This window comes from Pseudomonas sp. ANT_J12, from assembly GCF_008370045.1.
GTDB lineage: Bacteria > Pseudomonadota > Gammaproteobacteria > Pseudomonadales > Pseudomonadaceae > Aquipseudomonas.
This window is the reverse complement of record NZ_VOBN01000001.1, coordinates 791159-814335: the sequence shown is the minus strand read 5'-3', so window position 1 is coordinate 814335 and position 23177 is coordinate 791159. Positions and strand designations below refer to the sequence as shown.

The 23177-nt window shown below is 60.4% G+C and carries 21 protein-coding genes; 15 read left to right on the top strand and 6 right to left on the bottom strand.

All coding sequences use genetic code 11. The annotated features are described in order from the left end of the window. Positions 1-72: 72 nt before the first annotated feature. The 3 genes from FQ192_RS03995 to FQ192_RS03985 form a co-directional block, all read right to left on the bottom strand. Entirely contained in the window at positions 73-1389 is a 1317-nt protein-coding gene (locus FQ192_RS03995) for an MFS transporter (protein ID WP_149657449.1), read from the bottom strand. Positions 1390-1726: 337 nt separating this feature from the next. Then, complete coding sequence (locus FQ192_RS03990) at positions 1727-2968, bottom strand: HlyC/CorC family transporter (RefSeq protein ID WP_149657448.1); 1242 nt, start codon at positions 2966-2968, stop codon at positions 1727-1729. 12 nt (positions 2969-2980) lie between these two features. Continuing rightward, positions 2981-3793 (bottom strand): inner membrane protein YpjD, encoded by an 813-nt coding sequence (locus FQ192_RS03985; protein ID WP_133837172.1) that lies wholly within the window; start codon positions 3791-3793, stop codon positions 2981-2983. A 195-nt stretch (positions 3794-3988) separates the two neighbouring features. Here FQ192_RS03985 and ffh point away from each other — a divergent pair, with 195 nt between their 5' ends. The 12 genes from ffh (at position 3989) to FQ192_RS03920 (ending at position 15206) form a co-directional block, all read left to right on the top strand. After that, a complete protein-coding gene (gene ffh, locus FQ192_RS03980) occupies positions 3989-5365 on the top strand; it encodes a signal recognition particle protein (RefSeq protein ID WP_149657447.1) in 1377 nt (458 codons plus the stop codon). Between the two features lie 250 nt (positions 5366-5615). Further along, positions 5616-5867 (top strand): 30S ribosomal protein S16, encoded by a 252-nt coding sequence (rpsP, locus tag FQ192_RS03975; protein ID WP_007944872.1) that lies wholly within the window; start codon positions 5616-5618, stop codon positions 5865-5867. A 5-nt stretch (positions 5868-5872) separates the two neighbouring features. Then, the gene (rimM, locus tag FQ192_RS03970; RefSeq protein ID WP_149657446.1) at positions 5873-6409 is read left to right on the top strand and encodes a ribosome maturation factor RimM; all 537 of its coding nucleotides are present in this window, start codon (positions 5873-5875) and stop codon (positions 6407-6409) included. Beyond that, positions 6391-7164 carry a tRNA (guanosine(37)-N1)-methyltransferase TrmD gene (trmD, locus tag FQ192_RS03965; protein ID WP_154503229.1) on the top strand — a complete coding sequence of 258 codons (774 nt, stop codon included), beginning with the start codon at positions 6391-6393 and terminating at the stop codon, positions 7162-7164. The genes rimM and trmD overlap by 19 nt, the downstream gene beginning before the upstream one ends. A 45-nt stretch (positions 7165-7209) precedes the next feature. Next, on the top strand, positions 7210-7560 hold the full coding sequence (gene rplS, locus FQ192_RS03960; protein WP_063322826.1) for a 50S ribosomal protein L19: 351 nt from the start codon (positions 7210-7212) through the stop codon (positions 7558-7560). A gap of 266 nt (positions 7561-7826) precedes the next feature. Next, on the top strand, positions 7827-8723 hold the full coding sequence (gene xerD / locus FQ192_RS03955; protein ID WP_123405600.1) for a site-specific tyrosine recombinase XerD: 897 nt from the start codon (positions 7827-7829) through the stop codon (positions 8721-8723). A 318-nt stretch (positions 8724-9041) separates the two neighbouring features. Beyond that, positions 9042-9773 (top strand): bifunctional protein-disulfide isomerase/oxidoreductase DsbC, encoded by a 732-nt coding sequence (dsbC, locus tag FQ192_RS03945; RefSeq protein ID WP_149657445.1) that lies wholly within the window; start codon positions 9042-9044, stop codon positions 9771-9773. A 133-nt stretch (positions 9774-9906) separates the two neighbouring features. Beyond that, positions 9907-11211: a homoserine dehydrogenase gene (locus FQ192_RS03940; protein ID WP_133837176.1), complete on the top strand. Its 1305-nt coding sequence runs from the start codon at positions 9907-9909 to the stop codon at positions 11209-11211. Positions 11212-11320: 109 nt separating this feature from the next. Next, positions 11321-12730 (top strand): threonine synthase, encoded by a 1410-nt coding sequence (gene thrC / locus FQ192_RS03935; RefSeq protein ID WP_123405607.1) that lies wholly within the window; start codon positions 11321-11323, stop codon positions 12728-12730. A 119-nt stretch (positions 12731-12849) separates the two neighbouring features. Next, positions 12850-14229, top strand: a complete 1380-nt coding sequence (locus tag FQ192_RS03930) for a transporter substrate-binding domain-containing protein (protein WP_149657444.1) — start codon at positions 12850-12852, stop codon at positions 14227-14229. A gap of 111 nt (positions 14230-14340) precedes the next feature. Next, positions 14341-14748, top strand: a complete 408-nt coding sequence (locus FQ192_RS03925) for a response regulator (RefSeq protein ID WP_149657443.1) — start codon at positions 14341-14343, stop codon at positions 14746-14748. A 170-nt stretch (positions 14749-14918) separates the two neighbouring features. Next, positions 14919-15206 carry a DUF3509 domain-containing protein gene (locus tag FQ192_RS03920; RefSeq protein WP_149657442.1) on the top strand — a complete coding sequence of 96 codons (288 nt, stop codon included), beginning with the start codon at positions 14919-14921 and terminating at the stop codon, positions 15204-15206. A gap of 170 nt (positions 15207-15376) precedes the next feature. Here FQ192_RS03920 and FQ192_RS03915 read toward each other — a convergent pair whose 3' ends face one another. Both FQ192_RS03915 and FQ192_RS03910 read right to left on the bottom strand, forming a co-directional pair. Then, complete coding sequence (locus FQ192_RS03915) at positions 15377-16294, bottom strand: TIGR02285 family protein (protein WP_149657441.1); 918 nt, start codon at positions 16292-16294, stop codon at positions 15377-15379. Beyond that, positions 16275-17474, bottom strand: coding sequence for a CaiB/BaiF CoA-transferase family protein (locus FQ192_RS03910; protein WP_149657440.1), 1200 nt, complete (start codon positions 17472-17474; stop codon positions 16275-16277). Before FQ192_RS03910 ends, FQ192_RS03915 begins: the two co-directional genes overlap by 20 nt. Positions 17475-17620: 146 nt before the next feature. Here FQ192_RS03910 and FQ192_RS03905 point away from each other — a divergent pair, with 146 nt between their 5' ends. From FQ192_RS03905 to FQ192_RS03895, 3 genes are all read left to right on the top strand, one after another. Then, positions 17621-18163 carry a YaeQ family protein gene (locus FQ192_RS03905; RefSeq protein ID WP_010462971.1) on the top strand — a complete coding sequence of 181 codons (543 nt, stop codon included), beginning with the start codon at positions 17621-17623 and terminating at the stop codon, positions 18161-18163. Between the two features lie 66 nt (positions 18164-18229). After that, positions 18230-19939: a single-stranded-DNA-specific exonuclease RecJ gene (gene recJ, locus FQ192_RS03900; RefSeq protein ID WP_149657439.1), complete on the top strand. Its 1710-nt coding sequence runs from the start codon at positions 18230-18232 to the stop codon at positions 19937-19939. Between the two features lie 290 nt (positions 19940-20229). Further along, complete coding sequence (locus FQ192_RS03895) at positions 20230-21336, top strand: NADH:flavin oxidoreductase/NADH oxidase (protein ID WP_149657438.1); 1107 nt, start codon at positions 20230-20232, stop codon at positions 21334-21336. Positions 21337-21518: 182 nt separating this feature from the next. On the opposite strand, the gene FQ192_RS03890 is transcribed toward FQ192_RS03895, so the two are convergent. Beyond that, positions 21519-23144: a glucan biosynthesis protein D gene (locus FQ192_RS03890; RefSeq protein WP_149657437.1), complete on the bottom strand. Its 1626-nt coding sequence runs from the start codon at positions 23142-23144 to the stop codon at positions 21519-21521. Positions 23145-23177: the final 33 nt, after the last annotated feature.

Here is a 23177-nt window from a genome sequence, read left to right as displayed (position 1 = left end):
ACGTTCTGCGTGGGAATGCCTCAACGGACGCTCCGCGTCCGCTTTTGGGACGCGGAGCGTGGGGAACGATCCTTATGAGGCCCGATTCAAATCGTTATGCCGCGTTTCTTTCAGGCACAGCACCGCGATCAAACTCAACACCGCCGCCCCCGACACATACCCGCCGACATAACTCAAACCGCCCATCGCCACCAGTTTCTGCGCAAAGAACGGCGCCGCCGAGGCCCCGACAATGCCGCCCAGGTTGTACGCCGCCGACGCTCCGGTGTATCGCACGTGGGTCGGAAACAGCTCCGGCAACAACGCGCCCATCGGCGCAAATGTCACGCCCATCAGAAACAGCTCAATGCACAGGAACAGTGCCACGCCCCAGGTCGTGCCGTGGGTCAGCAGCGGTTCCATCAGGAAACCGGACAAAATCGCCAGCACGCCACCAATGATCAACACCGGTTTGCGCCCGTAACGGTCACTGGCCCAGGCTGACAAAGGCGTGGCGGCGGCCATGAACAGCACCGCAAAGCACAGCAGCGCGAGGAAGGTTTCCCGGGTGTAGCCGAGGGTCGACACCCCGTAGCTCAGGGAAAACACGGTCGAGATGTAGAACAGCGCGTAGCAGACCACCATCGACCCGGCACCCAGCAACATCGGCGCCCAGTACTGGCTGAACAGCTCGACCAGCGGAATCTTCACCCGCTCCTGGCGCGCCATCGCGTTGGCGAACACTGGGGTTTCGTGGAGTTTGAGGCGCACATACAGGCCGACCATCACCAGCACCGCGCTCAACAGAAACGGAATCCGCCAGCCCCACGAGCGGAACTGATCGTCGCTCAGCGTCATCGCCAGGGTCAGGAACAAACCATTGGCCGCGAGGAAACCGATCGAAGGGCCCAACTGCGGGAACATGCCGAACCAGGCACGTTTGCCCTTGGGGGCGTTCTCCGTCGCCAGCAGCGCTGCGCCGCCCCATTCGCCACCCAACCCCAGCCCTTGGCCGAAGCGCAACACGCACAGCAGAATCGGCGCCCAGGCTCCGATGCTGTCGTAGCCCGGCAACACGCCGATCAACGTCGTGCAGACACCCATCAACAGTAGGGAAGCGACCAGCGTCGACTTACGCCCGATACGGTCACCGAAGTGGCCGAACAGCGCCGAACCCAGTGGCCGCGCCAGGAACGCGATGCCAAAGGTGAGAAACGCCGAAAGCATCTGCGCGGTGCCGGAGGTCTGCGGAAAGAACACCGGCCCGATCACCAGCGCGGCGGCGGTGGCATAGACGTAGAAATCGTAGAACTCGATGGCGGTGCCGATGAAACTCGCCGTGGCCACGCGGGTGGCGGAGTTCGTCGGCTGGGCAGGCGTGGTATCGCTATAAGCGGTGCTGGTCGTCATGCGGTGATCCCTGACAGTCATGCTCCAGTGGAGCGAATTATTATGGTCGAACACCCAGGGATGTGGGTTTAACGCGGCGTGCGGGTAGCACGGGGGTAGGGCGGCGCTTGGGTAAGCGGCTCGATTATAGGAAGGCGGCTAACGATCAAACAAGGGGGCAAGGGGTGGTGGTGGCTTTTGTGGCGAGGGGGTTTACCCCCGTTCGGCTGCGAAGCAGTCGTAAAGTCGACGGACGCGGTGCATCAGATTAAACACGGTTGCAGGTTTTGGCACTGCTTCGCAGCGCAACGGGGGTAAACCCCCTCGCCACAAAAGCACCTTTCCACAAGAGGCCGTGTCAGGTTTTGGAGAGCACCGGCACCGAACTGGTATGCCAGACCAACACCCGTGTCACCCGATTATCCTCAGTCTCGAGAATCTCCAGTCGATAGCGCCCGATCTTCAGGCACACCGCGCTCTCCGGGATAGTCTCCAGTGCCTCGGTGACCAAGCCATTAAGGGTTTTCGGGCCATCGCTGGGCAGGTGCCAGCCCAGGCTCTTGTTCAGTTCGCGAATCGATGCCGCGCCCTCGATCACCAGTCGGCCATCGGCCTGTGGATGAATATGCGGGTTGTCCAGGCTGTGCTCGCTTTCGAACTCGCCGACGATTTCTTCGAGGATGTCTTCCAGGGTCACGATGCCGAGCACTTCGCCGTACTCGTCCACCACCATGCCCAGACGCCGCTGTTGCTTGTGGAAGTTCAGCAACTGCAACTGCAGCGGCGTGCTTTCCGGCACGAAGTAGGGTTCGTGGCAGGCCGCGAGCAGCGCTTCCAGGGTCAAGGTGGCATCCGGCAACAGATGACGGATCTGTCGGGTGTTGAGCACCGCTTCGACCTGGTTGATGTCGCTGTGGAACACCGGCAGGCGTGTGCGCCGGTTGTTGCGCAACTGCTCGATGATCTCTTCGAGCGAATCGTCGAGGTTGATCCCGTCGACGTCACTGCGTGGCACCAGGATGTCGTTGACCGTGATGTTGTCCAGCGCGTGGATGCCCGACAGCGCATGGGGGCGGATGGGCGCGTGTTCATGTTCGTCGTGGCGATCCACCGGCGCCTCGTCTTCGCTCTGTTGCACCACTTTGACCTTGCGGGCGAACGGGCGTGTCAGCAACTGGCTGATGCCATTGAGCAGCCAGGCGGCGGGGTAGATGATTTTCAGCGGCACGCCGAGCAGGGTGTTGCCCAGGCTCAGGATCGTGTCCGGATAGCGCACGGCGAGGGTGCGCGGCAGGTAGTCGGCGAACACCAGCAGGATCACACCGGCGCCGATGCCAGCGACCCACGGACCGTTCTCTGCCCAGGTGAAGATCGCCAGCAAGGTGCTGATGACCATCGCCAGCGCACGGCACAGGGTGTTGCAGAGGATCAGGCTGTTGAGCGGGAAGCTCAGCTTCGCCACCGGCTTATCGCTGGAGCGCGACGCGGTGCGTTGGGCCAACAAATGTTGTTGCGCGACTTCGATGGCGGTAAACAGCCCCGACCACAAAATCAGCAGGGCGATCACTGCAAGCATCGGCCCTATGGGCAAGTCGTCCATTTTTGCCGCCCGTCAGATGTGCAGAATGTATTCACGAACCAGCTTGCTGCCGAAATAGGCCAGCATCAGCAGGCAGAAACCGGCGAGGGTCCAGCGGATTGCCTTGTGCCCACGCCAGCCGAGGCGATTACGGCCCCACAGCAACACGCTGAACACGATCCAGGCCAGGCAGGCCAGCAGGGTCTTGTGCACCAGGTGCTGGGCAAACAGGTTCTCGACGAACAGCCAGCCAGAAATCAGCGACAGCGACAGCAGGGTCCAGCCGGCCCAGAGAAAGCCGAACAGCAGGCTTTCCATGGTTTGCAGCGGCGGGAAGTTCTTGATCAGCCCGGACGGGTGCTTGTGCTTGAGCTGGTGATCCTGCACCAACAGCAGCAACGCCTGGAACACCGCAATGGTGAACATGCCGTAGGCCAGGATCGACAAGAGAATGTGGGCGAGAATGCCCGGTTCTTCGTCGATGATCTGCACGGTGCCGGCGGGAGCGAACTGCGCCAGCAGCACCGTTGCCAGCCCCAGCGGGAACAGCAGGATCAGCAGGTTCTCCACCGGGATCCGAGAGCAGGCGATCAGGGTCAGGGCGATGACCGCCGCAGCAATCAGACTGGCAGCACTGAAGAAGTCCAGGCCCAGGCCGATCGGCGTCAGCAAGTGGGTAAACAGGCTGGCGCTGTGAGCCAGCACGGCCAGTACGCCGAGCGTGACCAGCAGGCGTTTGTTCGCCTTGGCACCGGAAGCCAGGCGAGTGCCCTGATAGAGAGTCGCAGCGGCATATAAGCAGGCGGCGGCGAGAGTGGTAAGCAAACTGGGTGACAAGGGGAGCATAAATCCTGTTAGGCAAGCCCGAAAGGCGCTGAGTTTGGCATAGAACCCACATCACACGAAAGTGCGAGGTGTCCGCCAGACGCAGTCTTCGCTATAATCCGCGACCTGCCCACGCCGCAGGCTCGCCGAGCACATGTTTATTCCGGTCTGGGCCGCCATTATCCCGGTCTACACAGGGCCTGAAAGGATCGCGCAATGTTTGAAAACTTAACCGACCGTCTCTCGCAGACGCTGCGCCATGTCACCGGCAAGGCCAAGCTGACCGAAGACAACATCAAAGACACCCTGCGCGAAGTGCGCATGGCGTTGCTCGAAGCCGACGTCGCCCTGCCGGTGGTCAAGGACTTCGTCAATTCGGTCAAGGAACGCGCCGTCGGCACCGAGGTGTCGCGCAGCCTGACGCCGGGCCAGGCCTTCGTGAAGATCGTCCAGGCCGAACTCGAAAGCCTGATGGGCGCGGCCAACGAAGACTTGAACCTGAGCGCCGTTCCGCCAGCCGTCGTACTGATGGCCGGTTTGCAGGGCGCTGGTAAAACCACCACCGCCGGTAAACTTGCGCGCTTCCTTAAAGAGCGCAAGAAGAAGACCGTCATGGTCGTGTCTGCGGACGTATACCGTCCGGCGGCGATCAAGCAGCTGGAAATGCTCGCCGGTGAAGTGGGCGTTACCTTCTTCCCGTCCGACCTGAGCCAGAAGCCGGTCGACATCGCGCAAGCCGCTATTAAAGAGGCGCGGCTGAAATTCATCGACGTGGTCATCGTCGATACCGCCGGTCGTCTGCACATCGACGAAGAGATGATGGGCGAGATCAAGGCGCTGCATGCCGCGATCAACCCGGTCGAAACCCTGTTCGTGGTCGATGCCATGACCGGCCAGGATGCCGCCAACACGGCCAAGGCCTTCGGCGACGCGCTGCCGCTGACCGGCGTGATCCTGACCAAGGTCGACGGCGACGCCCGTGGCGGTGCCGCGCTGTCGGTGCGTGCCATCACCGGCAAGCCGATCAAGTTCATCGGTATGGGCGAGAAGAGCGAAGCGCTCGAACCGTTCCACCCTGAGCGTATTGCTTCGCGCATCCTCGGCATGGGCGACGTACTCAGCCTGATCGAACAGGCCGAGCAGACCCTCGACAAGGACAAGGCCGACAAACTGGCCAAGAAACTGAAGAAGGGCAAGGGCTTCGACCTCGAAGACTTCCGCGATCAGCTGCAACAGATGAAGAACATGGGCGGCCTCGGCGGCCTCATGGACAAACTGCCGAACATCGGCGGTGTGAACCTGGCGCAAATGGGTAATGCCCAAGGCGCGGCAGAGAAACAATTCAAGCAGATGGAAGCCATCATCAATTCCATGACCCCGGCCGAGCGCCGCGACCCTGAGCTGATCAGCGGTTCGCGCAAACGTCGGATCGCCATGGGTTCCGGCACCCAGGTGCAGGACATCGGTCGCTTGATCAAGCAGCACAAGCAGATGCAGAAGATGATGAAGAAATTCTCCGCAAAAGGCGGAATGGCCAAAATGATGCGCGGCATGGGCGGTATGTTGCCCGGCGGCGGCATGCCCAAGATGTAAAGATTCCGCGCCGGCAGTCATGTCGGCGCAGACCCGCAGCGATGCGGGAACTCCAGCAAACCCGCACTTGGCGGGAGCTGACTGGCCGTTTTCAACGACGGCTCTATAGCAAATCTTGATGGCGACCGGAAGGCCGCCGGAAAAAGACATTTGCAAAAGTCCGGATATTCCTTAGAATATGCGGCCTTTCGGGCACCTATGCCCGCTGTGCCTTTAGATTTGCAGCACCGACTACAGGAACGATGTTCACATGCTAACAATCCGTCTTGCCCTTGGCGGCTCCAAAAAGCGCCCGTTTTACCACTTGACCGTAACCGACAGCCGCAACCCGCGCGACGGTTCGCACAAGGAACAGGTTGGTTTCTTCAACCCTGTTGCTCGTGGTCAAGAAGTCCGTCTGTCCGTGAACCAAGAGCGCGTAGCCTACTGGCTGAGCGTTGGTGCACAACCTTCTGAGCGTGTTGCTCAGTTGTTGAAGGACGCTGCTAAGGCTGCGGCCTGAGCAATATGAACGCGACGCCTGCTGTTGCTGATGATTTGATCGTTATCGGCAAAATCTATTCTGTTCATGGCGTTCGCGGCGAAGTGAAGGTGTATTCCTTTACTGATCCAACAGAAAACCTCTTGCAATACAAAACCTGGACGCTCAAGCGCGAAGGCAGCGTAAAGCAGGTTGAGCTGGTCAGCGGACGCGGGAACGACAAGTTCCTGGTCGCAAAGCTCAAGGGTCTCGATGATCGTGAAGAAGCTCGTCTTCTGGCCGGTTATGAGATCTGCGTGCCGCGCAACCTGTTCCCTGATTTGACCGACGGCGAGTACTACTGGTACCAGCTCGAAGGTCTGAAGGTCATTGACCAACTCGGGCAATTGCTCGGGAAGATCGATCATCTTCTGGAAACCGGCGCCAATGATGTAATGGTGGTCAAGCCTTGCGCTGGCAGCCTGGACGATCGAGAACGCCTGTTGCCCTATACGGAGCAATGCGTGTTGGTAGTCGACCTTGCCGCAGGCGAGATGAAGGTGGAATGGGATGCGGACTTCTAAGCGTGGCTAACTTGCGCGTAGAAGTGATCAGTTTGTTTCCCGAGATGTTCTCCGCCATCAGCGAGTACGGCATCACCAGTCGTGCGGTGAAACAGGGGCTGTTGCAGCTCACCTGTTGGAATCCGCGAGACTACACGACGGATCGACATCACACTGTGGACGATCGCCCATTTGGCGGTGGCCCGGGCATGGTGATGAAGATCAAGCCCCTGGAAGATGCTCTGGTTCAGGCCAAGGCAGCAGCCGGGGAGGCGGCGAAGGTTATTTACCTGTCCCCCCAAGGCCGTCAACTGACTCAGTCGGCGGTGCGCGAGTTGGCGAATCTGGATGCATTGATCCTGATTGCCGGCCGCTATGAAGGCATTGACGAGCGTTTTATTGAAGCTCATGTCGATGAAGAGTGGTCGATTGGCGACTATGTACTGTCTGGCGGCGAGCTGCCGGCGATGGTCCTGATTGATGCGGTTACACGACTGCTGCCTGGAGCTTTAGGGCATGCGGACTCCGCCGAGGAAGATTCCTTTACGGATGGTCTGCTGGATTGCCCGCACTACACCCGACCGGAGGTGTATGCGGATCAGCGTGTTCCCGACGTGTTGCTTAGTGGCAATCACGCGCATATCCGGCGTTGGCGTTTACAGCAGTCCCTTGGTAGGACCTTTGAACGACGCGCCGATCTTCTGGAAAGCCGCTCGCTTTCTGGAGAAGAGAAGAAGCTGCTCGAGGAATACATCCGCGAGCGGGACGATAGTTAACAACGTATCGATGGTAAATCCGACGATTTACCTTAGGAGCACAGCATGACTAACAAAATCATTCTTGCACTCGAAGCAGAGCAGATGACCAAAGAGATCCCTACCTTTGCCCCGGGCGACACTGTTGTCGTTCAGGTGAAAGTAAAGGAAGGCGACCGTTCGCGTCTGCAAGCGTTCGAAGGTGTTGTTATCGCCAAGCGTAACCGCGGCGTAAACAGTGCATTCACCGTTCGCAAAATCTCCAACGGTGTTGGCGTAGAGCGTACTTTCCAGACCTACAGCCCGCAAATCGACAGCATGGCCGTTAAACGTCGCGGTGACGTACGTAAAGCCAAGCTGTACTACCTGCGTGACCTGTCCGGTAAAGCAGCTCGCATCAAGGAAAAACTGGCTTAAGTCCAGCTTCCGATGCAGAAAAAAGCAGCCTTCGGGCTGCTTTTTTGTTGCCTGCGATTTACCCGATACAACCCTTACCTGTAGGAGCGAGGCTTGCCCGCGAAGGCGTCATATCAGCCAACATCAATGTTGAATGTAAGTCCGTCTTCGCGGGCAAGCCTCGCTCCTACAGGTGATCATGCCGTCACCGCAATTGCATCTGGCACTGTGAAGGCCTGTCCGGCTATGAAAGACTTGCCCCCAGTTTTCCCGTGACCTGAGCCTCTATGCCCGCCATCGACCACCCCCTGATAGACCAATTCCTCGACGCCCTGTGGCTGGAAAAAGGCCTCTCCGATAACACCCGCGATGCCTATCGCAGCGATCTGGCCCTGTTCAACGGCTGGCTACAGGAAAAGAATCTGGAGCTGATCAACGCCGGACGCGAATTGATCCTCGATCACCTGGCCTGGCGCCTCGAGCAAAACTACAAACCCCGCTCCACCGCCCGATTTCTCTCCGGCGTGCGTGGCTTTTATCGCTATTTGCTGCGGGAAAAGCTGATCGCCGTCGATCCGACGTTGCGCGTCGATATGCCGCAACTCGGTAGGCCGTTGCCCAAATCCCTGTCGGAAGCCGATGTCGAAGCGTTGCTGAATGCCCCGGACCTGAGCGAAGCCATCGGCCAGCGTGACCGCGCCATGCTGGAAGTGCTTTACGCCTGCGGCTTGCGGGTCACCGAGCTGATCAGCCTGACCCTGGAACAGGTCAACCTGCGCCAAGGCGTGTTGCGCGTGATGGGCAAGGGCAGCAAGGAACGGCTGGTGCCGATGGGCGAGGAGGCGATTGTCTGGGTCGAGCGCTATCTGCGTGACGGCCGTGGCGAACTGCTCGGCGGGCGGCCCAGTGACGTGATGTTCCCGAGCCAGCGCGGCGAGCAAATGACTCGTCAGACCTTCTGGCACCGCATCAAGCACCAGGCCAAGGTCGCCGGGATCGGCAAGTCGCTGTCGCCGCACACCCTGCGCCACGCGTTCGCCACGCACCTGCTCAACCACGGCGCCGACCTGCGGGTGGTGCAAATGCTGCTCGGCCACAGCGACCTGTCGACCACCCAGATCTACACCCACGTCGCCCGCGCCCGTTTGCAGGATTTGCACGCCAAACACCACCCGCGCGGCTAGTGGATCCTTTTTTGATCGACTGCGGTCCCTGTGGCGAGGGAGCTTGCTCCCGCTGGGCTGCGAAGCGGCCCCAAAACCGGCAACCGCTCTCTGTCAGACAAACTGCTTTGTCTGCTTTGCGACTGTTGCGCAGTCGAGCGGGAGCAAGCTCCCTCGCCACAATGAATGTTGCCAGTCGTATGTTGCCTGGTATCAGGTGCATTCGGCCCCACCAGCCTTATGTGGTAGGCTTTGCCGGTTTGCACGATGGGCGATTGTGACCCGGTGTTTCGGCACGGGCGTTCTGATCGTCCCATTTGTCCGCCTTCAGGAGTTCTCATGCGTCTGACCCCTATTTTCGCCGCCGCAGCCATTGCGTTGATCAGCACCTTTGCCGTCGCCGATGATGCGGCCGACAAAGCCATTCGTAAAAGCCTGGAAAGCCTCCAGCTGGAAACCCAGATCGACAGCATCAGCGCCAGCCCGCTGGCCGGCCTGTACGAAGTCAAACTCAAGGGCAGTCGCGTGCTCTACGCCAGCGCCGACGGTCAGTACGTGATGCAGGGCTACATGTTCCAGCTCAAGGACGGCAAGCCGGTCAACCTGACCGAGAAAACCGAGCGCCTGGGCGTTTCCAAACTGGTCAACGACATCCCGGTCGCAGAAACCGTGGTCTACCCGGCGATCGGCGAAACCAAGTCGCACATTACCGTGTTCACCGACACCACCTGCCCGTACTGCCACAAGCTGCACGCCGAAGTGCCGGAGCTGAACAAGCGCGGCATCGAAGTGCGTTACGTCGCGTTCCCGCGCCAGGGCCTGGGTTCGCCGGGTGACGAACAGCTGCAAGCGGTCTGGTGCTCCAAGGACAAGAAAGCGGCCATGGACAAGATGGTCGATGGCAAGGAAATCAAGGCCGCCAAGTGCGATAACCCGGTTTCCAAGCAGTTCGCCCTCGGTCAGTCGATCGGCGTGAACGGCACGCCGGCCATCGTTTTGGCCGACGGCCAGGTCATTCCGGGCTACCAGCCTGCGCCACAAGTCGCCAAACTGGCGCTGGGCGCGAAATAATTCGCATCGTCACGGTCAGCCTTTGACGATCATGGTCTGGCGGCACTGTCCGCCGGGCCATTAATAGAGAACCGCGAGCATGCGGTTGTTTTCACGGCCGGCCTTGCGTCGGCCGTTTTATGGGGAGTTCACAGTGAAACCGGTCAAAGTAGGCATCTGTGGGTTAGGGACCGTCGGTGGCGGTACCTTCAACGTACTTCAGCGCAACGCCGAGGAAATTGCTCGTCGTGCCGGGCGTGGAATCGAAGTGGCACAAATTGCCACGCGCACGCCAAAGCCTCAGTTCCAGACGACCGGTATTGCGATTACCAACGATGTGTTCGAAGTGGCCACGAACCCTGAGATCGACATCGTTATAGAGCTGGTGGGCGGCTACACCGTTGCCCGTGAGCTGGTACTCAAGGCCATCGAGAATGGCAAGCATGTGGTCACCGCGAACAAGGCACTGATCGCCGTTCACGGTAATGAAATTTTCGCCAAGGCGCGCGAGAAGGGCGTGATCGTGGCGTTCGAAGCGGCCGTGGCCGGTGGCATCCCGGTGATCAAGGCGATCCGTGAAGGCCTGTCCGCCAACCGGATCAACTGGGTCGCCGGCATCATCAACGGCACCGGCAACTTCATCCTCACCGAAATGCGTGAGAAGGGTCGCACCTTCGAAGATGTACTCGCCGAGGCGCAAGCCCTGGGTTACGCCGAAGCCGATCCGACCTTCGACGTCGAAGGCATCGACGCCGCCCACAAGCTGACGATCCTGGCGTCCATCGCGTTCGGCATCCCGCTGCAATTCGACAAGGCCTACACCGAAGGCATCACTAAGCTGACTACCGCTGACGTGAACTACGCCGAAGCGCTGGGCTACCGCATCAAGCACCTGGGCGTGGCACGCAGCACCGCCGCCGGTATTGAATTGCGTGTACACCCGACGCTGATTCCGGCCGATCGTCTGATCGCCAACGTCAACGGCGTGATGAACGCGGTGATGGTCAACGGTGATGCGGCCGGTTCGACCCTGTTCTACGGCGCTGGCGCCGGCATGGAGCCGACCGCTTCGTCGGTGATCGCCGACCTGGTCGACGTGGTTCGCGCCATGACCTCCGACCCGGAAAACCGCGTACCGCACCTGGCCTTCCAGCCGGATTCGCTGTCGGCCCACCCGATCCTGCCGATCGAAGCCTGCGAAAGCGCGTACTACCTGCGGATCCAGGCCAAGGACCATCCTGGCGTGCTGGCCCAGGTGGCGAGCATCCTGTCGGAGCGCGGCATCAACATCGAATCGATCATGCAGAAGGAAGTCGAAGAGCACGACGGCCTGGTGCCGATGATCCTGCTGACCCACCGTGTGCTGGAACAGCACATGAACGATGCGATCACCGCCCTGGAAGCCCTGGCGGGTGTCGTCGGTCCGGTTGTACGGATCCGTGTCGAACACCTGAATTGAATTGAAGCAGCGGCAAGTGGCAAGCTTCAAGCTGCAAGTAAAAGCCAATCTGCTTTTGTCTTGCCGCTTGTAGCTTGCAACTTGTCGCTCAAACCGAAGGTTTGCCCCTATGCGCTATATCAGTACCCGCGGCCAGGCACCGGCCCTGAATTTCGAAGACGTTCTGCTGGCCGGTCTGGCCACGGACGGCGGCCTGTATGTGCCGGAATGCCTGCCACGTTTCACCCAGGAAGAAATCGCCTCCTGGGCCGGCCTGCCGTATCACGAACTGGCCTTCCGGGTGATGCGCCCGTTCGTGGCCGGCAGCATTCCCGATGCTGATTTCAAAAAGATCCTTGAAGAGACTTACGGCGTGTTCGCCCACAGCGCCGTGGCCCCGTTGCGTCAGTTGAACGGCAACGAATGGGTGCTGGAGCTGTTCCACGGCCCGACCCTGGCATTCAAGGACTTCGCTCTGCAACTGCTCGGTCGCCTGCTCGACTACACGCTGGAAAAACGCGGCGAGCGCGTGGTGATCGTTGGCGCAACGTCCGGTGATACCGGTTCGGCCGCCATCGAAGGCTGCAAGCACTGCGAAAACGTCGACATCTTCATCCTGCACCCGCACAACCGCGTGTCCGAAGTGCAGCGTCGCCAGATGACCACCATCTTCGGCGAGAACATCCACAACATCGCCATCGAAGGCAACTTCGATGACTGCCAGGAAATGGTCAAGAACAGCTTCGCCGACCAGAGCTTCCTCAAGGGCACGCGCCTGGTGGCGGTGAACTCGATCAACTGGGCGCGGATCATGGCCCAGATCGTTTACTACTTCCACGCCGCGCTGCAACTGGGTGGCCCGGCGCGTTCGGTGTCGTTCTCGGTGCCGACCGGCAACTTCGGCGACATCTTCGCCGGTTACCTGGCGCGCAACATGGGCCTGCCGATCAACCAGTTGATCGTCGCCACCAACCGCAACGACATCCTGCACCGCTTCATGAGCGGCAATCAGTACGTCAAGGAAACCCTGCACGCCACGCTGTCGCCGTCGATGGACATCATGGTGTCGTCGAACTTCGAACGCCTGCTGTTCGACCTGCACGGTCGCAACGGCGCGGCGATTGCCGGCCTGATGGACAACTTCAAGCAGGGCGGTGGCTTCAGCGTCGAGCAAGAACGCTGGACCGAAGCGCGCAAGCTGTTCGATTCCCTGGCCGTGGATGACGCACAAACCTGCGAAACCATCGCCGAGGTCTACGAGCAGACCGGCGAGGTGCTGGACCCGCACACCGCCATCGGCGTCAAGGCTGCCCGCGAATGCCGTCGTAGCCTGGACATCCCGATGGTGATCCTCGGCACGGCCCATCCGGTCAAATTCCCGGACGCCGTGGAAAAAGCGGGTGTAGGAAAAGCTCTCGAACTACCTGCACATCTTTCTGATTTGTTTGAGAGAGATGAGCGTTGCACCGTGTTGCCAAATGACCTGAAGGCCGTGCAAGCCTTTGTCAGTCAGCATGGCAACCGCGGCAAGCCGCTTTAAGCCCGCAAAACTGTCACATTTTGAAGCCCGTCTCCTGACGGGCTTTTTTGTTTCTGCGTGCACACTTGTCGTGTTTTCGCCCCCGAAGGACGGGCGAGTTGATCACGAAGGAAGTGGCAATGTTGTTTTCAATAGGGTTGAAACCAGCCGCGTGCTGGGTTTTTTTGTTGAGCGTTATGGGCTTTGGCTCGTGCACGCTGGCCGCACAGTTGGTGGCCTATGAGGCCACCGAGTCAGTGAGTGTCAACGCCATTGAGCTGGATGCCCAGGAGCGACAATGGCTACGCGCGCATCCAAAGGTCATCGTCGCGTCGACGCAGTACCCGCTGTACCTGTTCAAGGACGAACACGGTCATTGGAGCGGCCTGAACAATGATGTGCTTAACCGCATCAGTGCGATGACGGGGCTGCATTTTGTCCATGAAGAATCGTTTTCCACCGATCAGTTGCTCGGGCGTCTGGAGAGCGGTGCGGCGGACATGAGCACGACGCTGGCGTTCAATGACGAGCGCAAACAGTTCCTGGATTTCAGCCATGCCTTCGGCGGGTCCGCCTGGGTTTTAGTCGGGCGGGCCGGGGCGCCGTTGTTGCAGTCGCTGGAACAGCTGTCGAAAAGGGTCTTGGTGCTGCCGGCCAGGCACGCCATGGAGGAAACCATTCGGCGTGACTATCCGGCCATCGAGCTGCGCACGGTCAAGACCTACGCCGAGGCTCGGGCGCTGGTGGAAAGCGGGGAGGCCTACGCCACCATCGAGAACGAAACCGGCGCGCAGCTCTATCCGATCGGACAGTTGAAGGTAGGCCATACCGTGGAAGGGTCGTGGGAAGCGGACCACTTGGCTGTACGCAAAGGGCAGCCGCAGTTGCTGAGTATTCTCAACAAGGCCCTTGAAGCCTTTCCACCGGCCGAGCTACGGGCCATTCGCCTGAAGTGGCTGGACGGCATTGCCCCCAAACCGGCGCTCACCTTCTGGCAGCGCGTGGCTCAGTTGGGCTGCTGGGGCATGTTTTTCGTCGGCCTGTTCGGTTTGCTTTCCTTGCTCTGGAACCGGCGACTGGCCGCGCTGGTCAAGCAACGCCGGGACGCCGAAAAAGACCTCAGTGATCAACTCGCCTTCCAGCATGCGTTGATCGACGCGATGCCCGACCCGGTGTTCGTGCGTGATCTGCAGGGGCGGCTGATCATGTGCAACAAAAGTTATGAGGAAGGTTTATCGACCCGCTTCGACCAGGTTCAGGGGCGACAGCTGATCGACGTCGACATCCTGCCCCCGGAGACTGCGCAGATGTTGCATGCCGAGTTCATGGCCCAGCTCAATACGCATAAAACCCGGTTCAGTCAGCGCCAGTTACGGTTCAACAACGGTGTGAGGGATGTCTACCAGTGGACGGTGCCGTTTTACAGTGCCGACGGGCAGCTGCGGGGGCTGGTGGGAGGGTGGACTGATATCGATCAGCGCAGGGGGTCGTGTCACTGCCGGGGGGCTTCGCAAGTTTAGGAATTGTCCTATGGGGTGCGACTCCTTTTCCGATGGGACGCTGAAGGAAGCTCTTCTAGAGTGTTCGACAACTGCGGTGAAAGTCCGCGATTGTCGTTCCAGAGGTCGCCCATGCGCACGCTCAAAATCCTGATTCTTGAACACAATCCTTTCCAGATGATGGCGCTGCACCAAATGCTCAACGCCATCGGGGTCTATGACGTGCTCACGGCGCCGTCCATGTCGGCGGCGCTGCGTTCCCTGGGGCGCCGGGGCGCGGTCGACATCGCGTTCTGCGACCCGCAACTCAAAGGGGGCGACGGGCTGGCACTGGTGCAGCATCTGGCGCAGCACCGTGAGGCGCGGGCGCTGATCCTGCTCGGCAACGTGGCGTCGAGCGTCATGTCGGACGTGACGGCCATGCTGGCGGACAACGAGGTGAAACTCCTGGGGCAGCTGCACACCCCCGTGTCCGCGGTGTTGATGCGCAGGCTGCTGGATGTCTATCTCCTGGAGTCGATGCTGCAAGCCAGGGCCTGAAACCGGCTGTTTTTTCCTTGTCATCTTTGCGGTGCATGCTCAATTTCCCCAGAGACGCAGGTACCGCTGCCATGCGGTATTCAGAACTTTCTTCTCGGGCCAGGGGTCATTAACTGTAGACACGCCCTCCCAGGCACTTTGTTTTCGGACTATTGAGTGGTGATCGCGAGATGGAAAGTATCAGCCTATTGCTCGGTGAGGCTCTGAGCCCATATCAAGTTTCGTTGACCCCATCGGGCGCCCATGGCGAATGCCTGGTGACCTTGAAGAATGCGGCCGGCGCCATTGTCGTGGAACGTGCGTTCAATCAGGCGCAGTTGCGCGACAAGTGGCAACTGACGGATGTCGTCGACGGATTGCACCGCGATGTGCTGATTGCCGAAGGTCGTCTGGAGCCCTGTGTCATCGCGGCGTTGCGCAATGCGGCACAGGACAAGATCCTGGCCAATCGAAATTGAATTGCCTTGGCGTGGGAACCTTCCTGCGCCAAGGTCGTCAGACCATGTAACAGCAGGATCAAGCATTGTGCTCCGGTGCTTGTAGCTTGCTGCCACTGGTCTTTATGTAGGCCACGTTTAACCCCGAGTCGTCTCCCCACTTCTCGGGGTTTCTTTTTGCCCGGAATTTGTCATTGGCCGGCCTGCTGTTCGAAAAAGACCTTGGCTTGCTCCAGGTAATCGCGGCGCCGTTCCGGGTCGAGCCAGTCGGCATAAGCCTGGGCCAGGCGCTCGTGGGGCAGGGTGCGCAACAGCTGATTGATCTCGCTGATGGCCTGCCGACCCTGGGGCGTATTCGAGCAGCCGATGTAGGTGGAAAGGTACCTGCCGGTGCCCTTGACCGGATAAAACACCAGCTCCTTGTCAGCAATATGTTCTTGCCGGGCCAGGTAACGGATCTCCGGCCAGTAACCCAACACGCCCAGCAAACGCCCCAGGCGCTGCATCTGCAACAGGCTGCCGAGTGCGTCGTTTCCATAATGGAATGTCAGGGTATTGGTCGGCGCCTGCTTCAACTGAGCATCGAGGAGTTGACCGTAGCTACGCTCGGCCACGGCTCCGAGTTTCTTGCTGCCGTCGGCCAGCAGCGCCGCCAGATCGATTTCGCCGTTCACCAGGAACGGCTCCAGCACCGATTGATCTTCCTGGCGCACGGCAAGGCCATTGCTCACGACCCGGAACACTGGAATGGAAAACGCGATCCACTGTTCCCGCTCCTTGCTCCAGATCAGCGAGGGATCGCAGGTGAACGATTCTTCACGCAGCATCTGCATGCCACGGGCGCGATTGACCCGCATCAGCGTGTGATCGTATTGCGGCATCCCGGCGATTAGCAGCGGCATCAGTTGATCGACCACCCCCTGGCCTTTTTCCGGGCCTTCGAAGATCGTCAGTGGCGGCAAGTCGCGCAGCAGCCAGATCAACGTGTCTTTCGGTTGTGCCCAGGCAGATGAGCTCAAACCGAGCAACAACACCAACGTAATCCGGCCGCTGGCGCGATGGATGAAGACTGAAAGCAGGCGCTTCAGCTTAGATGGCTCCGTCTTCACGCAGCTTTGCGATCCGTTCCTTGTCATAGCCAAGATCGTGAAGTACCTGCGCATTGTGTTCACCCAGCTGCGGTCCGACCCATTCGGATGTGCCGGGTGTCTCAGAGAGTTTCGGCACGATCCCCGGCATCTTGAAGTCCTTGCCGTCCGGCAGCTTGGCGTGCAGGAACATTTCCCGGGCCAGGTACTGCGGATCGCTGAACATGTCTTCGGCGCTGAAGATCCGGCTGGCCGGGACGTCGGCCTGGTTCAATTGCGCAATCACGCTGTCGAGCGGCAGCGAGTTGACCCAGCGATCGATCACCCCGTAAATCTCGTCGCGACGGCTGTCGCGGCCATCGTTGCTAGCGAGCACCGGGTCGTTGGCCAGGTCTTCGCGACCGATGATCAGCATGAAACGCTTGAAGATCGCATCGCCGTTAGCGCCGATCTGCACGTGCTTGCCGTCGGCGCTGGTGTGGATGGAGGAGGGCGTGATGCCGGGCATGATGTTGCCGGTGCGTTCGCGGATAAAACCGAACACATCGAACTCCGGGACCATGCTTTCCATCATCGCGAAGATTGCTTCGTACAGCGCCACGTCCACCACTTGGCCCAGGCCGCCGTTGACTTCGCGATGACGCAGGGCCATCAATGCGCCGATCACGCCCCACAGCGCGGCAATCGAGTCACCGATGGAAATCCCGGTGCGCACCGGTGGCCGATCCTCGAAACCCGTGATGTAACGCAGGCCGCCCATGGATTCACCGACGGCGCCAAACCCCGGCTGATCTTTCATCGGCCCGGTCTGGCCGAAGCCCGAGAGCCGCACCATCACCAGTTTCGGGTTGAGCGCATGTAAAACGTCCCACCCCAGGCCGAGCTTTTCCAACACACCAGGGCGAAAATTCTCGATCAGGATGTCGGCTTCGCTGAGCAGTTTTTTCAGGATCTCCAGGCCATCCGGGTGCTTGAGGTTCAGGGTCAGGGACTTTTTGTTGCGCGCCTGGACGAACCACCACAGGGAGGTGCCTTCATACAACTTGCGCCATTTGCGCAACGGGTCCCCGCCGTCCGGGGATTCGATCTTGATCACTTCAGCGCCGAACTCGCCGCAAATGCGCGAGGCAAACGGCCCGGCAATCAACGTACCCAATTCGATGACTTTCAGACCTGAGAGCGGTTTTCCGGTGAATGGCATGCGCGATCCTGTAGGACAAAGTCGTGTGAGTAGTGCGTTTTAACATAGCCGCGTGTCAGTCGCCCAAAGTTGATGGCCGTCAATTGGTTGATTGCCTACCGCATCGGTTAGACTTGCCGCCTTTCCTCGTATCAAGAAGCCCGTTCATGGCCCAGCCGTCCACGACCTACAAGTTTGAACTGAACCTCACCGACCTCGACCGCAGCGTGTACGAGAGCGTGAAGCAGACCATCGCCCGTCACCCTTCGGAAACCGAAGAGCGCATGACCGTGCGACTGCTGGCCTACGCCTTCTGGTACAACGAGCAGCTGTCGTTCGGTCGCGGTCTGTCAGACGTGGATGAACCGGCCCTGTGGGAAAAGAGCCTGGATGATCGGGTCCTGCACTGGATCGAAGTCGGCCAGCCGGACGCCGATCGCCTGACCTGGTGCTCGCGCCGTACCGAGCGCACCAGCCTGCTGGCCTATGGCAGCCTGCGTGTCTGGGAAACCAAAGTGATCCCGGCAATCAAGAACCTGAAAAACGTGCACATCGCCGCCGTACCTCAGGACATTCTGGAAACCCTCGCCAAAGACATGCCCCGCGTTATCAAGTGGGACGTGATGATCAGCGAAGGGACGATTTTCGTCACCGACGACCGTGGTCAGCATGAAGTGCAGTTGCAGTGGCTGAGCGGCGAGCGCGGCTGATTATTCGCTGCTGGTCCGCGTTATCCGGTTTTATCCTACGTACCCAAGAGAAGCACCTGTCACCCCATGCGCATCGAACCTCGCCTGTTGCCCGACACCCTGCCATTCCTCGGTGATCTGCCGCCGCTGCTGACCCGTCTGTACGCGGCGCGGGGCGTGCTGAACGAGGCTGAACTGGATAAGAGCCTCAAACGCTTGATTCCATTCGAGCAGCTCAAGGGCATCAATGCGGCGGTGGACCTGCTGGTGACGGCGCTGGAGCAGCGCCAGCGGATCCTGATCGTCGGCGACTTCGATGCCGATGGCGCGACCGCCAGCACCGTCGGTGTGCTCGGGTTGCGCTTGCTGGGCGCGGCCCACGTCGATTATCTGGTGCCGAACCGTTTCGAGTATGGCTACGGTCTGACCCCGGAAATCGTCGAAGTCGCGCTGACCCGCACCCCGCAACTGCTGATCACCGTGGACAACGGTATCTCCAGCGTTGAAGGCGTGGCGGCGGCGAAAAAGGCCGGGCTCAAGGTGTTGGTCACCGACCACCACTTGCCCGGTGATGAACTGCCGCTGGCCGACGCCATCGTCAACCCGAACCAGCCCGGCTGCGAGTTTCCGAGCAAGGCGCTGGCCGGCGTCGGGGTGATCTTTTATGTGCTGATGGCCCTGCGCGCCCGCTTGCGCAGCCTCGGTTGGTATGAAAGCAAGCCGCAGCCGAACATCGGCGAATTGCTGGATCTGGTGGCGCTCGGCAGCGTGGCCGACGTGGTGCCGCTGGATGCCAACAACCGCATCCTCGTGCACCAGGGCCTGGAACGGATTCGCGCCGGTCGCGCCCGACCGGGTATCAAGGCCATCCTTGAAGTCGCCAAGCGTGAGCCGGCGCGCATCACCTCGACCGACCTGGGTTTTATCGTCGGCCCACGCCTGAACGCGGCGGGGCGCCTGGATGACATGAGCCTGGGCATCGAATGCCTGCTGACTGAAGATGCCGGGCTCGCCCGGGAAATGGCCGGCCAGCTCGACGGCATGAACCAGGACCGCAAATCCATCGAACAGGGCATGCAGCGTGAAGCGCTGGCCCAGCTCAAGGATCTGCCGGTGGAATCGATGCCGTTCGGCTTGTGTCTGTTCGATCCCGAGTGGCACCAGGGCGTGATCGGCATCCTCGCCTCGCGGATGAAAGAGCGCTACTTCCGCCCGACCATTGCCTTTGCCGACGCCGGCGATGGCATGCTCAAGGGCTCGGGACGTTCGGTGCAGGGCTTCCATATTCGCGACGCCCTGAGCGTGGTGGCGGCGCAGCATCCGAACCTGATCAGCAAGTACGGCGGCCACGCGATGGCGGCCGGTTTGACCTTGCCGGAAGCGAATTTTCCGCTGTTTGCCGAAGCCTTTGACGTCGAAGTGCGTCGGCAATTGCGCGAAGAAGACCTGACCGGGCGCCTGCTGTCGGACGGCACGTTGGCGGTCGAGGAATTTCACCTGGAACTGGCCCGCGCCCTGCGCCACGCCGGGCCTTGGGGCCAGCACTTCCCGGAGCCGCTGTTCCACGGGGTGTTCCAGTTGGTCGAGCAGCGGGTGGTCGGCGAGCGGCACCTGAAAGTGGTGCTGAAAAGTGAGTGCGGTTCGGTGAAACTCGATGGCATCGCGTTCGGGATTGACCGCGATATCTGGCCGAATCCAACCATCAAATGGGTGGAACTGGCCTACAAACTCGACCTCAACGAGTTTCGCGGGAATGAGACGGTGCAGTTGATGATTGCCCACATCGAACCGCGTTGACCCCTTCGCGGGCAAGCCTCGCTCCTACAGGACTTGTGGCGTCGCCAATCATTCGGACGCCGCCAAACCCGAGCGAGGCTTGCCCGCGAAAGTGATCTTTCTGACACCGAATCCCTCTGAACCCTCCCTCATCCGCCGTTGTCGACTAGGCTCTAAGCACTGCTTGATTGGCCTTGTGACGTCTTGTCGAATTTTTTACCCGCGGGGGCGGGTGTTGCGCCTTTTTCCTGTCACTCGTCGACTTTTCAAACAGAACCCTGGAGCCTGCCCACTGATTCGAGAGGTGCCCCATGAGTCTGCTGCTTGAACCCTATACCCTTCGCCAATTGACCCTGCTCAACCGCATTGCCGTATCGCCCATGTGCCAATACTCCAGCGTCGATGGCCTGGCCAATGACTGGCACCTGGTCCACCTCGGCAGCCGCGCGGTCGGCGGGGCCGGTCTGATTTTTACTGAAGCCACGGCGGTCACCGCCGATGGCCGCATCACCGCCGAAGACCTCGGCCTGTGGAATGACGAACAGATTGAACCGCTGCAACGCATCACCCGGTTTATCGCCGCCCAAGGCGCGGTGGCCGGTATTCAACTGGCCCACGCCGGGCGCAAGGCCAGCACCCATCGGCCGTGGATCGGCAAGCACGGCAGCGTCAAACCCGAAGACGGCGGCTGGACCCCGGTCGGGCCTTCGCCGATTGCTTTCGATCCACAGCACACCCCGCCCAAGCAACTCGATGAGGCGCAGATTGCCGAAGTGATCCAGGCCTTTGTCGAGTCGGCCAAACGGGCGCTGACCGCCGGTTTCAAAGTGGTTGAGATTCACGCTGCTCACGGTTATCTGCTGCACCAGTTCCTGTCGCCACTGAGCAATCAGCGGCGCGACCAATATGGTGGCTCGTTCGAAAACCGCATTCGCCTGGTGTTGCAAGTCACCGAAGCGGTGCGGGCGGTCTGGCCTGAAGAGTTGCCGCTGTTCGTGCGGGTATCGGCGACGGACTGGGTGGAAGATGGCTGGAACCCGGATGAAACCGTGGAACTGGCACGTCGCCTCAAGGACCTGGGCGTGGATTTGATCGACGTCTCGTCGGGCGGGACGGCGGCCAATGCGGAAATTCCTACAGGACCGGGTTATCAAACCCGCTTCGCTGAGCGCGTGCGTAAGGAGTCCGGCATTGCCACGGGCACCGTGGGCATGATTACCGAGCCGGCGCAGGCTGAGCACATTCTGCGGACCTGCCAGGCGGACATCATCTTCCTGGCCCGGGAGTTGTTGCGCGATCCGTACTGGCCGTTGCATGCCGATGATGACCTGGGCGGGCGCAAAGCGGTGTGGCCGGCGCAGTATCAGCGGGCGACCCATCGGGACCAGCCGATTCATGAGTCTGATTTGCGGGATTGAATAACGCTGTAAAACAAAAAGCCCCGGCCGGGTTGGTCGGGGCTTTTGCGTTTCTGTGCCGGGGTTTTTTGTTGTCTGTCAGACCGTCTTCGCGGGCAAGCCTTGCTCCTACAGGGATTACATTGCCACCTGTAGGAGCGAGGCTTGCCCGCGAAGGGGCCCGCCCAAACAACCACCTGATATCAGGTGTACTTACGCTTCTCCGGCGCCGGCGGGAAATACTGGTACAACCAGGTTTCACTCAGCGTCCGGTCATTGGTGCGGATAAACAATCGCAGCTCCACCGGGGCCACGCTGTCATTGGTCGGGAACCAGTCAAACGTAATCCGGTAACCCTTGATGTCATCCAGCACCAGCACGTTGAAGTCCTTCACCTCGCCATTCGAGCAGGTGACCACCGGCTCGATCGCCGCGCCTGGCGGTAAACGGTCCAGACCACCGCCGGTGAAGTCCACCGCAAAGCGTCGCGCCCAGACCTCCGGGTAATGCTCACCCGGCGCCCAGCCTTCGATAAAGCCGCCCATGCCCGAACGGGTCGCATTGACCCGCGCCAGCGGCGTGCTGACCGGCGGCAATGCGCTCCAGTACAGCTTGTAGCCGTAGTTCAGCGAATCACCGGCGGCTACCGGTTTTTTCGGCGTCCAGAACGCGACGATGTTATCCAGGGTTTCGCCGGTCGTAGGAATTTCCAACAGATCGATAGAGCCTTCGCCCCACGCGGTTGTCGGTTCTACCCACAGGCTCGGGCGCTTGCTGTACCAGTCGACGGTGTCCTGATAACTGGCGAACTCGTGATCGGTCTGCACCAGGCCGAAACCTTTCGGGTCGGTGTCGGCGAAGGCGTTGAATTGCAACGTCGCCGGGTTGTTCAGCGGCCGGCAGATCCACTCGCCGTTGCCGCGCCACATGGCCAGGCGATCGGAGTCGTGGATTTGCGGGTGAATGGTGTCGCACATGCGCCGCTCGTGGGTGCCGCAGCTGAACATGCTGGTCATCGGCGAAATGCCCAGTTGTTCAATGGCGGTGCGCGCATTGATGTGGGCGTCGATGGCCATCACCACCTGGCTGGCCTGGCAGTCGATGTCGAAGCGGTAGGCACCGGTGGCGCTCGGCGAATCGAGCAGGGCGTAGACCACGAAACGGGTGCTGTCCTTGTCCGGCGTCTCGAACCAGAACTTGGTGAAGTCCGGGAATTCCTCACGCTTCTTGGCGTAAGTGTCAATCGCCAGCCCTCGGGCGGACAGGCCATATTGGCCAGAGGCATCGACTGCGCGGAAGTAACTCGCGCCGAGGAAAGACAGCACATCGTGCTTGTCCAGTTCCGGGGCCTTGAACAACTTGAACCCGGAAAACCCCAGGTCGCCGGTGAGCTGCTTGGTGTCGACCGTGGTTTTTTCGTAGTTGAACAGCGACGGGCGGAAATGCACTTCCCGGGCCTGACGGGTCTTGGGATCGACGCTGTACATGCGCACGGGCTGCTTGAAACCCATGCCGACGTGGAAAAACTGCACGTCCAGCTGACCGTTCAAGTCGTTCCACAGCGAGTGCTTGCCGTCGTACTGGATCGCGTTGAAGTTCTGCGGCGTCATCGTCCCGAGGGTGGGCGGCAACACCTGCTTGGTGTCCTGATAGCGGCTGGCGGCAAGCTGCTTGGCCTGGATCTTCAGCGCTTCGAAGTCGAAGGCCTGGGCGTCACCATCAGCGGCGCCATTCCCGGCCCAGGCCCGTGTGGCCAACAGGCCAGTGGCGGACAGACCGGTGTAGGCGGCGATAGCCATGGACGCTTTGAGCAAATTCCTGCGGTGCATAAGTACAACCTGTCGTGAACAATCCCGCGCCGT